The sequence below is a fragment of the Williamsia sp. 1135 genome (assembly GCF_002095395.1).
Lineage (GTDB): Bacteria > Actinomycetota > Actinomycetes > Mycobacteriales > Mycobacteriaceae > Williamsia.
Genome location: NZ_MJEI01000107.1, coordinates 377,158 through 391,787 on the forward strand (window position 1 = coordinate 377,158; position 14,630 = coordinate 391,787).

Genomic DNA, 14,630 nt, shown 5'->3' on the forward strand with positions numbered 1-14,630 from the left:
ACCCACCAGGACACTCGACGGTAGGTTGAAATCGTGGAACGACGAATAATGGGTATCGAAACCGAATTCGGTGTGACGTGTACTTTTCACGGGCATCGTCGGCTCAGTCCCGACGAAGTTGCGCGGTATCTCTTCCGCCGGGTGGTCTCGTGGGGGCGTTCGTCGAACGTGTTCCTGCAGAACGGGGCGCGGCTCTATCTGGACGTCGGGTCGCATCCCGAGTACGCGACTGCCGAATGCGACAACCTCCAGCAACTGATCGAGCACGATCGGGCCGGCGAGCTGGTGCTGGAAGACCTTCTGGTGGACGCCGAGCGGCGTCTCGCCGATGAGGGGATCGGCGGTGACATCTACCTGTTCAAGAACAACACCGACTCAGCAGGTAATTCGTATGGTTGCCACGAGAATTACCTGGTGGTTCGCGCCGGAGAGTTCTCGCGGATCTCCGACGTGCTGCTCCCGTTCCTGGTCACCCGCCAGCTGATCTGCGGCGCAGGCAAAGTCCTGCAGACGCCGAAGGCCGCGACCTTCTGTCTGTCCCAGCGTGCCGAACACATCTGGGAGGGCGTCTCGTCGGCGACCACCCGCAGCCGGCCGATCATCAACACCCGAGACGAGCCGCACGCGGACGCCGAGAAGTACCGGCGACTACATGTAATCGTCGGCGACTCAAACATGGCCGAGACCACGACGATGCTCAAGGTCGGATCAGCCGCTCTGGTGCTTGAGATGATCGAATCGGGCGTCTCGTTCCGGGACTTCGCCCTCGACAACCCGATCCGGGCGATTCGGGAGGTCTCGCATGATCTCACCGGACGTCGTCCGGTTCGGCTGGCCGGCGGCCGACAGGCGAGCGCGCTCGACATCCAGCGCGAGTACCACGTGCGCGCCGTCGAGCACCTGCGCACCCGCAAGCCGGATCAGAACATGACCCAGGTCGTCGACCTCTGGGGCCGGATGCTCGACGCGGTCGAGCAGCAGGACTACGCGAAGGTCGACACCGAGATCGACTGGGTCATCAAGCGCAAGCTGTTCCAGCGCTACCAGGACCGTTACTCGATGGAGCTGTCCGATCCGAAGATCTCTCAACTCGACCTTGCGTACCACGACATAAAGCGTGGTCGCGGTGTCTTCGACCTGCTGCAACGCAAGGGTCTGGCCGCCCGGGTCACCACAGACGAGGCGATCGCCGCCGCCGTCGACACACCGCCGCAGACCACGAGGGCGAAACTGCGCGGGGACTTCATCGCCGCGGCACAGAAGGCGGGGCGTGACTTCACGGTCGATTGGGTTCACCTCAAACTCAACGACCAGGCCCAGCGCACAGTCCTGTGCAAGGACCCCTTCCGCAATGTCGATGAGCGCGTCGAACGGCTGATCGCCTCCATGTAGACCGCGCGGCACTAGTCTGGGCGGGTGGCAGAGTCAGGAATCAAGCCCGGGGGAAGTGGGATCGGCGGAGCCCCAAAGCCCAAGGCGAAGGTGGAGCGACAGATGAACCTGGTCATCTGCCTGCTCTCGACGCGGCAGTTCTTGTCCGCCGAACAGATTCGCAAGATCGTGGGCGGTTACGAGACGTCCAAGTCCGACGAGGCGTTCAACCGCATGTTCGAGCGGGACAAGAACGAACTCCGGGATCTGGGTATCCCGCTGGAGACCGGACGTAGCTCAGGACTGTCGCCGGTCGACGGCTACCGCATCGACCGCGATGCCTACGAGCTCAGTGACGTCGACCTGACCGAGGAAGAGGCCGCGGCAGTCGCGCTGGCTGCGGCCTTGTGGGATTCGCCCGGGCTCGCCGCCAACACCCACAGTGCGCTGATGAAGTTGCGCGCCGCGGGGGTGCAGGTCGACGCAGACGCCGTCTTCGAGGAATCGGCTCCCTCCATCCATTCTTCGGCGCCTCGCGGGATCGGTTCCCAGGAGGTCCTGACGACCCTCCTGGCGGCGGTCGATGCCCGTCGGCAGGTCCGTTTCGAGCATCGCTCGGCCAAGAACCAGCCGTATCAGACACGAACGATGAAGCCGTGGGGCGTTGTCACCCACCAGCGGCGTTGGTACCTGGTCGGCCACGATGTAGATCGAGGCGAGCCCCGGACCTTTCGGCTGTCCCGGATCGCCTCGGTGGAACCGTTCGGCAAATCAGGCGTGGTCGTACAACCCGACGACGTGGATCTACGGGCAATCGTGGCCGATGCGGTGACCGTGTCGGGACCGCCCCGTATCGCCAAGATCTGGGTGGCGGACAATCGCGCCGCCGGTCTGCGGCGGATTGCGGCGGCGTCGTCGCCCGGTGTTTTCGCCGGCCGCGACGGTACGGTCCTGGACGTCGCGATGAACTCGATCGATGGACTGTCCCGGCAGGTGCTCGGCGCCGGAGCGGATGCGGTCGTCGTGGAACCCGCCGAACTCCGGGACCACGTCGTCAACGAACTGCGGGCACTGGTCGGGGGAGGGCGATGAGTTCTCCGACAACGACGTCTCACCTCACCCGGCTGCTGGTCATGGTTCCGTACCTACAGGCTCATCCCGGTGTCAGCGCCGCGACGGCGGCGCGGGATCTGGGCACCACCAGCAAACAGGTGATGAGTGACCTCAACCAACTGTGGATGTGCGGGTTACCGGGGTATTCACCCGGAGACCTGATCGATCTGTCGTTCACCGAGGAAAGCATCGAGGTCACCTTTTCGGCGGGCATCGATCATCCACTTCGCTTGACCGCGGCCGAGGCCGCGCCGTTGCTCATCGCGCTGCGCGCGCTGATCGACACAGCGGGAGTAGTCGATACAGGTTCTGCGCGCACGGCCATCGCGAAGATCGAAGCGGCGATGGGCCCGTCGTCGGGTTCGGGTATCACGGCACCCACTGACGCCGGACCTGCCGAATCCAAAGCGGTTGTGGCCGTCCGCGTCGCAGTTCGAGACAAGCGCGCCCTTCGCCTGCGGTACTACTCCGCGTCCCGCGACGCGATCACGGACCGAATCGTGGATCCGGTACGACTGCAGGCGGTGGAGGGCAACGGTTATCTGGAAGCCTGGTGCCGCGACAGCGATGGGATCCGGCTGTTCCGATTCGACCGTATCGACGAAGCCGTGGTGCTCGATGAACCGGCCACGCCGCCTCACGGCACCGACGACTCGGCCGCACTGGGCCTGTTCGAATCCGACCCGGCGCTACCGTCCGCCTTGATCGAGATCGATTCCGATGTGATCTGGGTGATGGAGTACTACCTGATCGAGCCCGCCGACCCCGACGCGATTCCGGATTCGACGAAGCCGCTGCTGGCGACCATGACGTACGGTTCCGCGGAGTGGCTGACCCGGTTCATCGCCAGTTTCGGTGGCAAGATCCGTGTTCTCGACAACCCGGCTGTCAGCGCTGCTGTCACTGATCGGGCCACGGCTGCGCTGGCAATGTATTTGCAGAACACATCGGATTCGGTGTGAACGTTCGGCAAACCCGGTCCGGGACGCCAGTCCGGGACACCAACTCCGGTAGCATCGACCCATAGTCGATTATGCCCTTATCGATTTTGTCAGAAAGGTAGTTCAATGACTGGAGCACTCAGCTGGTGGCACATCGTCATTGTCGTCGCCGTCTTCATACTTTTGTTCGGTTCGAAAAAGCTGCCTGACGCGGCACGCGGCCTCGGCCGCTCCATGCGCATCTTCAAGAGCGAGATCAAAGAGATGCAGAACGATGGCAAGCCCGAGGGCGAGGCGCCGTCCGCTGATGCCGCGCCACAGATCACCTCCGGCCTCGATGGTTCTACGCCGTCGCAGACGAACCCCGACACCGAGCGTCGATCCGCGTAACGATCACGGTCCTGTTGGCAGCAAGGCAGTTCACCGTTCATGAGAGTTCGGTGATCGATCCGGCTTGGTGCCAATCCACCAGCAACTGATCTGAAAACAGTCCACCAGTGCGCATTCCTCTCGACCCTCGGCGCCGTAAGCGCAAGGTCAATCCCGATGGCACCATGTCGTTGGTCGACCACCTTCGCGAGTTGCGGACCCGGCTGCTGATTTCAGTGGCCGCCATCGCGTTCACCACGATCCTCGGCTTCCTGTGGTACTCCCACGGCGTACTCGGCATGGATTCCCTCGGTGACCTGCTGCGTCAGCCCTATTGCGACCTGCCGGCGTCCTCACGGGCGAACCTCACAACCGACGATGCCTGTCGGCTTCTCGCGACCGGTCCGTTCGATCAGTTCATGCTTCGCCTCAAGGTGGCGTTGACCGCAGGTTTCGTGATGGCCTGCCCGGTCTGGTTCTACCAACTCTGGTCGTTCATCACACCCGGTATGCACTCGAAAGAGCGCAAGTACGCGGTCTCCTTTGTCACTGCCGCGGCCATCCTGTTCATCGGTGGCGCCATTCTCGCGTACATGGTGGTCAGCAAGGCGTTCGAGTTCCTGCTCACCGTCGGTGACAACGTCCAGATCACGGCGCTCGCCGGCGACCAGTACTTCAACTTCCTGCTGCACCTGCTGTTGATCTTCGGCGTGAGCTTCGAGATACCCCTGCTGATCGTCTCGCTGAACTTGATCGGGGTGTTGCCCTACGCGAAGCTGAAGGCCTGGCGCCGCGGCCTGAACTTCGGGATGTTCGTGTTCGCAGCCGTGGCGACCCCCGGTAACGACCCGTTCACGATGCTGGCGCTGGCGGTTGCCCTGTGCATCCTGCTCGAGTTCGCGATCCAGATCGCCCGCATCCACGACAAGCGCAAGGCCAAGCGGGAAGCGTTGGAGTGGGGCAACGTCAGCGACGACGAGGCCTCGCCGATCGCCCCCGCGTCACCTGCCGAACCGGCGACGGCACCCGTCCGATCGTCGGCGCCGGTGTCGGCCACCTCCTCGGCGAGCGGAGTCGATCACTACGATGACACTCTCTGACACCGGCGTAGAACTGGAAAAGTTCTCCGCGCGCCAGGCTTTCGCACTCGACCCGTTCCAGCTCGACGCGTGCGCCGCGCTGGCCGATGGTCACGGTGTGCTGGTGTGCGCTCCGACCGGCGCAGGCAAGACGATCGTCGGTGAGTTCGCGGTGCATCTCGCCCTCGCCGCCGGAAGCAAGTGTTTCTACACCACGCCCATCAAGGCGTTGAGCAACCAGAAGTATGCCGACCTCGTCCGGGCACACGGAGCGGACTCGATCGGACTGCTGACGGGCGACTCGTCGGTGAACTCGAATGCACCGGTCGTGGTCATGACGACCGAAGTCCTGCGGAACATGATCTACGCGAATTCTCCTGCCTTGGAGCATTTGTCGCACGTGGTGATGGACGAGGTCCACTTCCTGGCCGACCGCTTCCGCGGTGCGGTCTGGGAAGAGGTGATCCTTCATCTGGCGCCGTCCGTGCGAGTGGTCAGCCTGTCGGCGACCGTCAGCAACGCGGAGGAGTTCGGATCCTGGATTCAAACAGTCCGCGGCGACACGACCGTGATCGTCGACGACCATCGCCCGATTCCTCTCAGCCAGCACATGATCGTCGGGAACCGACTCTTCGACCTGTTCGACCGCAAGGATCCGACTGCGCCGAACAAGAAGCCGGCGGTGAACCCCGAACTGACCCGTTACATCAGGCACCGCGAGCTGGCTGCCCGTCGGGACGATGACTACTCGCCGCGTGGATCACGGGGGCGCCGCGGCGGATCGCAGCGGAGCGATGGGCGACGGGACGGCACCCGCCCGATTTCTCGACCTGATCTGATCGCCAGGCTCGACCGCGACGGGTTGTTGCCTGCCATCGGATTCATCTTCTCTCGCGCCGGGTGTGAGGGCGCATTGAGTCAATGCCTTCGGTCGGGGCTACGTCTGCTGGAGCCGCACCAGGCCGACGAAGTCAATCGCATCGTCGACAAGTACGTGTCCGAACTGTCGGCGTCCGATCAAGACATTCTCGGGGTGCCCACTTGGCGGGAAGGCCTGACCCGGGGGTTCGCCGCGCATCATGCCGGATTGCTCCCTGCGTTCCGGCATGCCGTCGAGGAGCTCTTCGTGAAGGGGCTGGTGAAGGCCGTATTCGCAACGGAAACACTGGCTCTGGGCATCAACATGCCGGCGCGGTCAGTGGTGCTCGAGCGCCTGATCAAGTTCAACGGAGAGGCCCACGTCGACCTGACACCGGGGGAGTACACGCAGCTGACCGGCCGCGCGGGCCGCCGCGGTATCGACGTCGAAGGACATGCGGTTGTCGTCTGGACCGACGATCTCGAGCCCACCCGGGTGGCGGGGCTCGCCGGGGCGAGAACGTTTCCACTGCGGAGCTCGTTCGCGCCCGAATACAACATGGCGGTGAACCTGATCGGCAGGCTCGGACTCGCCGGCTCCCGCAATCTCCTCGACCGATCCTTCGCGCAGTTCCAGGCCGACAAGTCGGTGGTGGGTCAGGCGCGGCAGATCGACACTGCGCGGCGACAGCTCCGCAAGATCGAGATCGAACTCGAGAATCGGGCCGAAGGCCGGGGCCTCGACGGGGGAATCGACGGCTTCCTGGGCTATACGCGACTGCGCGAAGAAATCCGCTCACGCGAGCGTTCCTTGAAGTTCGAAAACCGCATGGCCACCCAGCAGAGCACGGTCGAGGATCTCTCCGCTCTCAAACGCGGGCAGGTGATCGGGCTGCACGGGGGCAGACATCGTGGATTGGCTGTGGTCCTCGAGGCCGCGACCGACATTCGCGACCCGAAGCCACTGGTGATTTGTGAAGACGCCTGGTGTGGCCGCGTCGGACCCCGTGATTTCCTCAACCCGCCGCAGGTCCTCGGAAACATGCGGCTGGCCAAGCAGATCGACCGGCGAACCGGCCGCGGTCGACGAGATCTCGCGTCCGCGTTGAGGTCTGCGGGGATAGACATGCCGAAGGGCAAGCAGAGCAAACGTACGCAGGCAGCCGACGACACCGGACTCGCGCGGCTGCGTTCCGAGTTGCGCGAGCACCCGGCACACCAGATACCGCAACACGACGAGCTCTTTCGACTCGCGGAACGACGCAATCGCGTCGCGCGAGAGATCGCGTCGCTGGAGGAGTCGGTCGCACAACGCACGTCCACCCTGTCGATCAACTTCGACCGGATCGTCGGAGTTCTGAAAGAACTCGGTTATCTCGAACAGAACGCAGGTAAGTCCAACGGCGACCTGATGGTGACCACAGCAGGGGACACCCTGAGCCGCGTGTACAGCGAAAGCGACCTGCTGATCTGCGAATGCATCCGGTCCGGGCTGTGGGATCAGCTCGGCGCCGCCGAACTCGCGGCCGTCGCGTCGTCGGTCGTATACGAATCGCGCCGCGATTCTTACGGCGGCGCGGAACTCGTCACCGGTGTCGCCAGCGTCCGTGAGGCACTGAGCCGCACCCACGCGGCGTGGCAGGCGCTGACGCGGATCGAGATGAGCCATCTGATCGAACCCACCCGGGAGCCCGACGCCGGATTCGCCACAGCCATCTACCTCTGGGCGTCCGGCCGGAGCCTGACCGAGGTACTCGCCGCAGCGGGCGAACGCGGTACCTCGCTGCCTGCAGGTGATTTCGTGCGGTGGAGCCGGCAGGTCATCGATCTGCTGGAACAGATACGCACTGCGGCAAGCCTGGAATCGTCCGGAGAATCCCGGTTGACGAAGTCGGCCACAGCCGCGATCGCCGGTATCCGCCGTGGTGTGGTGGCCGTCGAGCTCGGTTGAGCCTGATTGCTGGTGCCACAACATCGGCCCTGGCGCGGATTGTGCCTTCCGAAGCAGGCCCGGCATGTGCGGTATGTTCGGGGTCGGTGATCCCCGTAACTTCGGTGCGGTGAGGACAAGCGGAGGGACAACATGAGCGGGCCACACGACCCCAACAATCCGGGCAGCACGGGGGCGCCTGATGCGTGGCAGCCGGGCGGTCAGCCTGATCAGTGGAGCCAGACGCAGTACCAGCCTCCCGGACCAGGCGAACAACAACCTCAGGGACAGGCGCCACAAGGTCAACCGCCGCAACAGGGTTGGGGCGGGCAGGCACCGCAGGAGTACGGGGCGCCCCCCGCCGGGTACCCGCAGCAGCCTCCCGGCGGCAGCTACGGTCAGCCGGGGCAATACGGTCACCAGCCGGGACAGCCTGGGCAATATGGTCAGCAGCCCGGACAGTATGGTCAGCCTGCGGGTCAGCAATTCGGTGCACCGCAGAACGCGGGCCAGTACGGGCAGCCCGGTCAGTACGGCCAGCCGGGTCAAGCCGGCCAGTACGGACAACCCGGCCAATTCGGTCAGGGCGGTCAGGGCGGTCCGGACCAGTTCGCGAACATGGCGCCGCCGAAGGCGAAGAAGAACCTGCCGCTGTTCGTGGGAGCGGGCGTGGTCGCGTTGATCGCGGTCGTACTCCTCGTCACCGCGTTTCTGGCGCCGGGGTTCGCGGTCACCAAGGTTTTGAGTCAGGATGCCGCACAAGAAGGTGTGAAGACGGTCCTCGAGACCGACTATCAGGCGAAAGATGTGCAGAACGTGCAGTGCCCGAAAGACAAAGAAATCAAGAAGGGCGACACCTTCACCTGCACCGCCACCGTTGCAGGGGCCAATCAGCAGGTGAAGATCACGTTCCTCGACGATGACGGCAAGTACGAGGTAGGGCAACCCACCGCAGCATGATCGAGCACGCGGACCGGAGTGCTGTTGCGCTGGTCAGCCGACCTGCCAGCCGAGCGCTTTGCTGAGCCGGCCCACCGAGGAGCCGATTCCGAGTTCTTCGATGAGGTCGGCGAGCCCGGCGGGATCCGCCGGTTCGGATGGTAGATGATCGTCGCCCAGTCCTACGATGTCGGCATCGGTCCGCACGAAGACGACCGTGCGTGCCGCGCTGAGATAGTCCGCGCCCTCAGCAAGTGACTTGCGTTGCCGGGTCGATACTCGTTTGTCGGCGGTGGAAGCGGCACGCTGCAGCTCATCGAGGTTGCCGAACTCGTGCAACAGTTTTGACGCGGTCTTCTCTCCGATACCGGCAACTCCGGGTAGGCCATCGGAGGGATCACCGCGCAGTATCGCCATCTCGGCGTACGCGGATCCGGGGTTGTCTGTGGGGAGGTCGTATCGTTCGGCGACCTCGGCCGGGCCATACATCTCGGCCTTGGCGAGTCCGCGTCCCACGTACAACACCCGCACCGGAACGGGATCGTCGGCGACCACCTGCAGCAGATCTCGATCTCCACTGACCACGATGACCGGGTCGGTACCTTCGCTGTCGGCAAGCGTGCCGAGGACATCGTCCGCCTCGCAACCCTCCGCTCCGGCGGTCGCAATACCGGCGGCAGCAAGGACTCTCATGATCATGTCGACCTGAGGCGTCAGGGTGTCCGGAACTTCCTCTGACCCGTCCGTGGCCTCTTCGGCCACTCGGTGCGCCTTGTAGGACGGGATGAGGTCGGTGCGGAACGCCGGCCGCCAGTCGAGATCGAGGCACACCACGAGTCGGTGCGGATGCTCGCGGGTCACCAGTGACGCGATCATGTCGATGAAGCCTCGCACCGCGTTGACCGGGCGGCCGTCCGGCGCCGTCATCTTCTCGGGAAGGGCATGAAAGGCCCGAAACCACAGACTCGCACCGTCGAGCAACATCACCGGGGGGCTCATGCCTCAACCATGCCAGATCGGCCGACGCCCGACGGGACCGAGTTAAGTCGCGCTTCGCTCGTCGTTTCCCAACGCATCGAGTACCGCAAGTCGTGTTCCGCTGTCACCGGTCAGCGGTTTCTCGGAAGGACCCTGCCGGAGCTTGGCTTTCACGTCATTTCGTGAGATGACCGCGGGGTTGGTGGCGGCCACGAACGTGAAGAACAGTTCGAGGAATCGGTCCGGATCATCACGGAATGGAAAGTGTCCCGCGCCGTCGAACACTTCCAGTTGAGATCCTGGCATCGCGCTGTGCAGCATGTGGGCGTGGGCCACAGGTATCACCTGATCGTCCGAACCCCACACGATCAATGTCGGAATGCCCGCGCTGAGGTAGCAGCGGTCCAGCATGGTCACGACCTGCCCGCGCCAGTCCACCGCTGAGCGCAGTGTGCGGGCAAAGACTTCAGCCGAGCCTTTCTCGGGCATGCGTTCGAGGACCCGCACGATCTCGTTGTTGTCGGTGAACAGGGCGGCAGGGATCAAGTTCTGCAAAGACTTGGCGGCGGTGGAGAACGTCGAGAAGACTGCAGGAATCGACATGAGGCCGAGAACGTATTCGGAGAACGGAAGTGACAACGCGCGCAGTGCGGGGTTGACGTCCTTGGTGACACCGCCGGTTCCCACCAGCACGAGACGTTCGACGAGTTCGGGGTACTGATAGGCGAACTGTCCGGCAACTCCTCCGCCGAGCGAGTGCCCCACGACGGTCACTCGCTCGATGTCGAGGTAGGTGAGGAGGTCGCGCATCCCGTTGGCAAAGGCCGACACCGAGTAGTCCGCGCGCGGACGATCCGAGAAGCCGTGACCCAGAAAGTCTGGTGCGATCACGGTGAACTTCTCGGTGAGCTGATCGAACAGCGGCTCCCACGCCAGCGAGTTGTCGCCGATGCCGTGCAGGAGCAGGACGGCGGGCCCGCTGCCTGCCATGCGATATGCGCGCTTGTATCCGTGCAGCGTGGCGAATTGCACGGGTGTGGCGTCACTCGGAACCGCGCGAAGACGGCGCGGCGTGCCTTCACGGTCCACGGTGACCTCCTCGTTGTGTTGTTCCGTCTATCTTGGGGCCAAGCGGCGAACTTCGCCTGTTCAGTGGCCAGGGAATGGTCTGGCCGCCGAGTACGGGGTGCGACACTGCGCTACTGCGCGTTCGATGCTTCATCGGTTCTTCACGATGCCACATTCGGTTCAGCCGTTAGCCTTGGGTACATGGTGGAGCAGAGATTTTCGGCATCGGTGTACAGGTCACGGCTCGAGCGGGCGCAGAAGTTGACCGCAGAAGCGGGGCTGACCGCGCTATTCATCACACCTGGGCCCGATCTTCGCTACCTGACGGGTTCCCGCGCGGCGACCTTCGAGCGGCTGACGGCTCTCGTGATCAGCCCTGACCGCGAGGCCCAGGTAGTGGTGCCGCGACTCGAGCTCGCGGCGCTCCGCGAGTCGGCTGTCGGCGAGCTCGGACTGCCGATTCACGATTGGGTCGATGGCCAGGATCCGTACGCTCTGGCCACAGCGGCCCTCGGCGATGAGATCGGCCGATATGCGGTGTCGGATGTTGCGCCCGCCCTGCACACTGTCCCCTTGGCGGCCCGAATCGGGTTCGGCCCGGAACTGGCCACCGCGGTGCTCCGAGAGCTGCGGATGGTCAAAGACCAGGCCGAGATCGACTCGCTGCGTGAGGCGGGTGCGGCCATCGACCGCGTGCACGCCCGGGTGGGTGAATGGCTCAAGGCCGGCCGTACCGAGAGTGAGGTTGCCGCGGACATCGAGGCAGCGATCATCGCCGAAGGGCACACCGGGGCCGAGTTCATCATCGTGGGTTCTGGTCCCAACGGCGCCGATCCCCACCACGAGGTGTCCGATCGTGTGATCGAGGACGGCGACGTGGTCGTGGTCGACATCGGCGGACCGGTCGAGCCGGGCTACAACTCCGACTGCACTCGAACCTATTGTGTGGGAACAGCTTCGAGTACCGTCACCGAGCAGTACGCGATCTTGCAGCAAGCGCAGGCCGCGGCTGTCGCCGCAGTGCGGCCCGGGGTTCGTGCCGAGCAGATCGACGCTGCCGCCCGCGACATCCTCATCGATGCAGGACTCGGGGAGCAGTTCGTGCACCGAACCGGACACGGCATCGGATTGTCGGTGCACGAGGAGCCGTACATCGTCTCCGGCAATGACACCCCACTGGCCCCGGGCATGGCGTTCAGCATCGAGCCAGGGATCTATTTTCCGGGGAGCTGGGGTGCGCGCATCGAAGACATCGTCATCGTGACCGAGGACGGTTGTGAACCGCTCAATCGGCAACCGCACGAGCTGAAAGTCGTCTGACACCAGCGCACGCTCCCGCTCGCAAAACTTGGTCCCGCTCGCTCTGTCGACCGAGCGGGACCGAGTTCTGCGAGCGGAGTCGCAGCCAGGACGTGCTCAGCGGTCTAGTCAGATGCGGTGAGCAAGCTCTGTGAGCCGAGGATGCGTGCGACCTTGATCTCGATGACCACTCGCCGTGGGTTGATCTTGGGCTGCCGGTACCGCAGCGCATAGCGCCTGACGCCCTCGGCAATCGAGTCGGCGTCGCGCTTTACGGCTGCCGCGCCCTCCAACGTGAGCCACCGCGGTCCGTCCACCTGGAAAACCGCCGCGTATCCGGCACGTCCGACGTTCTTCACCTTTTGGCTGCCCTCGAACGTGATCACCCGGACGATCTGCGCCTCGGAGTCGTAGGTGAACCCAACAGCAACGACGTGTGGCGTTCCGGCGGCTCGGACCGTGCTGAGGCTGCCGAGATGGCGGTCGGTGAGGAACTCGAGGGCCGCTGGGGTGAGGTCGTCTGCAGATTTGGCCATGTCATCGAGACTAGTTGCCGTCCTCTGGTGCTCCACCTCCGAGTGCCGTGTCATCTCTTCATACCAACGAAGCCTTTGTTGCCTGCGCAAACGGGTGCCTACGTGCGATAGTCGGCGCGTGATGGACCAGACCGTGGAAGCACTCGAACTCGTTCGTGGGCAGAATCTTTCCCTCGAATCGATCAGTGGTGGTGACGAGCAGATCGTCGTCGGCGTCGTCAGTGAGTTTCCCTCAGAGAGTTCGGCTCGGCCCGACGTGAGCATCTTGCTCCTCGACAACGCCGGGAAGGTACGCACCAACGCTGATTTCGTCTTTTACAACCAGCGCGAGGCCGCCGGCGGTGCAGTACGTCTTGTGGAGCGAGCCCCGTCGCCGAACGATGCAACAGGGTCGCCAGGTGAGGTACTCGTCGTCGATTTCGCCTCGTTGCCTGCAGATGTCGACCGAATCGTCGTCGGTGCGAGTCTCGATTCCGATGCCGAGCTGACGTTCGCGAACGCCGACCAGCTGGAGATCAGCCTGCTGGTTGCAGAATCGTTGTCGCCGAGTGTCGTCTTCAAGGTCGCGGTGCAGGAACCGGTTTTGGCCCTGCTGTTCGGAGAGTTCTACCGGCGTGGCGACGAGTGGAAGTTTCGTGCACTTGGCCAGGGGTATGAGGGCGGGCTTTCTGCGCTGGCACAGGAGTTCGGGGTCGACATAGACGATGAACAAACAACCACCGACAGTTCCGGGGTAGTCGCAGAGATCGGTCCAATAGCGGAAGAGATCGACGAACCGGCGGCATCTTCGGACCTCGACGGCCTCCAGTCTGTCGACATGGAACCGATCGCTGATCCAGCTCCCATGACCATCAAGAAGGTCGTGCGGCCACCCAGGCTGCCTGAGTGGTCTTTGCGAAACGATCTGAACGACGAGGCCGAATGGGATCGGGCGCGGTTGTTCTCGGTGTCCGCGATCGGGAGTGGTGACGAGCGCGAGCGGCGCGCCGTGTCGGCACTGCTGTCGGTGATGAACGGGGTGCGGGAGTTCGGCCGAGAACTTGTCCGGCGAAGCAGTGGGCCGGCCGGCACGATCGAGACCTTCATCGAGCCCGAGTTCGAATGGAACGAGAAGAAGTATCGACCCGACGGCCTGATCCGAGTCACCCGTGGCGTGAAGCAATGGACTGCGCTCGTCGAAGCAAAATCGTCAACGGCGAAGCTCGAGGACAGTCAGGTGGAGGTCTACGTCGACATCGCGCGGAAGCTCGGTTTCGACGCTGTGATCACGGTGAGCAACCAGCTGTTGGGTGCTCACGATCAACATCCGGTCACCATTGACAAGCGCAAATTGAAGAAGGTCTCACTACATCACCTGTCCTGGGATGAGATCCGTTCTGTTGCGATACAGATGTCGATGCACCGACAGGTCCAGGATTCGACACAGAGTTGGGTGCTGCGGGAGTTCGTCCGATACCTGCAGCATCCAAAGTCCGGGCTGCACGGCTTCACCGACATGGGACCGCAATGGGTCCAGGTCCGAGAAGCTGTGAAGACCCGGACACTGAATGTCGACAACAAGGGGGCCATCGAGGTCTGCAACCTGTTCGACCAGCTCGTTCGCCACATCGGCCATGACTTGTCTTGTCTGTTGAGTACCGATGTCCGCCCGATCTTCCCGCGTAATCGGCCTGACAGCACAAGCCGCATCCAGCAACTCGCCGACTCCGGGATGATGTTCGGATCCCTCCGCGTACCCGGCGCGACCGGGCCGCTGACTCTCGCCGTGGATCTGCGATCTGACACAGTCGAATGCTCGACTCTCGTCGACGCGCCTCGTGAGGGTCGGCCCGTGACGCGAGTGAACTGGATCGTCAAACAGATGCCTGACGCCCACGTCGATACCCTCGTCGAGGCGGTGCTTCCGGGTCGGGCTTCCGCAAACGTCGGAGCACTGCTGGGCCAGCTACGTGAGTCGCCGGATGCGCTGGTCCCGGCCGATGGCAAATTGCCCAAGCAGTTCAAGATCACTCGCGGCCACACGCTTTCTCGCAACCGCGGAAACGTCGTCATCTCGGCCAACAAACTGGTCGAGGAGTTCTACCGAAACGTCGTGCAGGTTCTGCGGTCACCGAAGCCGGCGAAGCCCGCCAAGGGCTGACCGGAGACC

General features: G+C 63.8%; 12 protein-coding genes. 9 read left to right on the forward strand and 3 right to left on the reverse strand.

Translation table 11 applies throughout. The features are described from left to right. Window positions 1–33 precede the first annotated feature (33 nt). The 7 genes from pafA (at window position 34) to BFL43_RS27970 (ending at window position 8,621) form a co-directional block, all read left to right on the forward strand. On the forward strand, window positions 34–1,392 hold the full coding sequence (gene pafA, locus BFL43_RS27940; RefSeq protein ID WP_143695587.1) for a Pup--protein ligase: 1,359 nt from the start codon (window positions 34–36) through the stop codon (window positions 1,390–1,392). Window positions 1,393–1,494: 102 nt separating this feature from the next. Continuing rightward, on the forward strand, window positions 1,495–2,463 hold the full coding sequence (locus BFL43_RS27945; RefSeq protein WP_084896940.1) for a WYL domain-containing protein: 969 nt from the start codon (window positions 1,495–1,497) through the stop codon (window positions 2,461–2,463). After that, window positions 2,460–3,446 carry a YafY family protein gene (locus BFL43_RS27950; RefSeq protein ID WP_084896712.1) on the forward strand — a complete coding sequence of 329 codons (987 nt, stop codon included), beginning with the start codon at window positions 2,460–2,462 and terminating at the stop codon, window positions 3,444–3,446. The genes BFL43_RS27945 and BFL43_RS27950 overlap by 4 nt, the downstream gene beginning before the upstream one ends. A 105-nt stretch (window positions 3,447–3,551) precedes the next feature. Further along, on the forward strand, window positions 3,552–3,815 hold the full coding sequence (gene tatA / locus BFL43_RS27955) for a Sec-independent protein translocase subunit TatA (protein ID WP_084896714.1): 264 nt from the start codon (window positions 3,552–3,554) through the stop codon (window positions 3,813–3,815). A 107-nt stretch (window positions 3,816–3,922) separates the two neighbouring features. Further along, the gene (gene tatC / locus BFL43_RS27960) at window positions 3,923–4,894 is read left to right on the forward strand and encodes a twin-arginine translocase subunit TatC (RefSeq protein WP_084896716.1); all 972 of its coding nucleotides are present in this window, start codon (window positions 3,923–3,925) and stop codon (window positions 4,892–4,894) included. Continuing rightward, entirely contained in the window at window positions 4,881–7,682 is a 2,802-nt protein-coding gene (locus BFL43_RS27965) for a DEAD/DEAH box helicase (RefSeq protein ID WP_084896718.1), read from the forward strand. The genes tatC and BFL43_RS27965 overlap by 14 nt, the downstream gene beginning before the upstream one ends. 132 nt (window positions 7,683–7,814) lie before the next feature. Continuing rightward, a complete protein-coding gene (locus BFL43_RS27970) occupies window positions 7,815–8,621 on the forward strand; it encodes a DUF4333 domain-containing protein (RefSeq protein ID WP_084896720.1) in 807 nt (268 codons plus the stop codon). A 33-nt stretch (window positions 8,622–8,654) separates the two neighbouring features. Here BFL43_RS27970 and BFL43_RS27975 read toward each other — a convergent pair whose 3' ends face one another. Both BFL43_RS27975 and BFL43_RS27980 read right to left on the reverse strand, forming a co-directional pair. After that, window positions 8,655–9,584 (reverse strand): 5'-3' exonuclease, encoded by a 930-nt coding sequence (locus BFL43_RS27975; RefSeq protein WP_084896942.1) that lies wholly within the window; start codon window positions 9,582–9,584, stop codon window positions 8,655–8,657. Window positions 9,585–9,641: 57 nt separating this feature from the next. Next, window positions 9,642–10,667 carry an alpha/beta hydrolase gene (locus tag BFL43_RS27980; RefSeq protein ID WP_143695588.1) on the reverse strand — a complete coding sequence of 342 codons (1,026 nt, stop codon included), beginning with the start codon at window positions 10,665–10,667 and terminating at the stop codon, window positions 9,642–9,644. A gap of 180 nt (window positions 10,668–10,847) precedes the next feature. Here BFL43_RS27980 and BFL43_RS27985 point away from each other — a divergent pair, with 180 nt between their 5' ends. Next, window positions 10,848–11,966, forward strand: coding sequence for a Xaa-Pro peptidase family protein (locus BFL43_RS27985; RefSeq protein ID WP_084896722.1), 1,119 nt, complete (start codon window positions 10,848–10,850; stop codon window positions 11,964–11,966). A gap of 104 nt (window positions 11,967–12,070) precedes the next feature. Here BFL43_RS27985 and BFL43_RS27990 read toward each other — a convergent pair whose 3' ends face one another. Next, entirely contained in the window at window positions 12,071–12,481 is a 411-nt protein-coding gene (locus BFL43_RS27990; RefSeq protein WP_084896724.1) for a TIGR03618 family F420-dependent PPOX class oxidoreductase, read from the reverse strand. A 121-nt stretch (window positions 12,482–12,602) separates the two neighbouring features. Between BFL43_RS27990 and BFL43_RS27995 the strand changes: the two genes are divergently transcribed. Beyond that, on the forward strand, window positions 12,603–14,621 hold the full coding sequence (locus BFL43_RS27995) for a TerD family protein (RefSeq protein WP_240498544.1): 2,019 nt from the start codon (window positions 12,603–12,605) through the stop codon (window positions 14,619–14,621). Window positions 14,622–14,630: the final 9 nt, after the last annotated feature.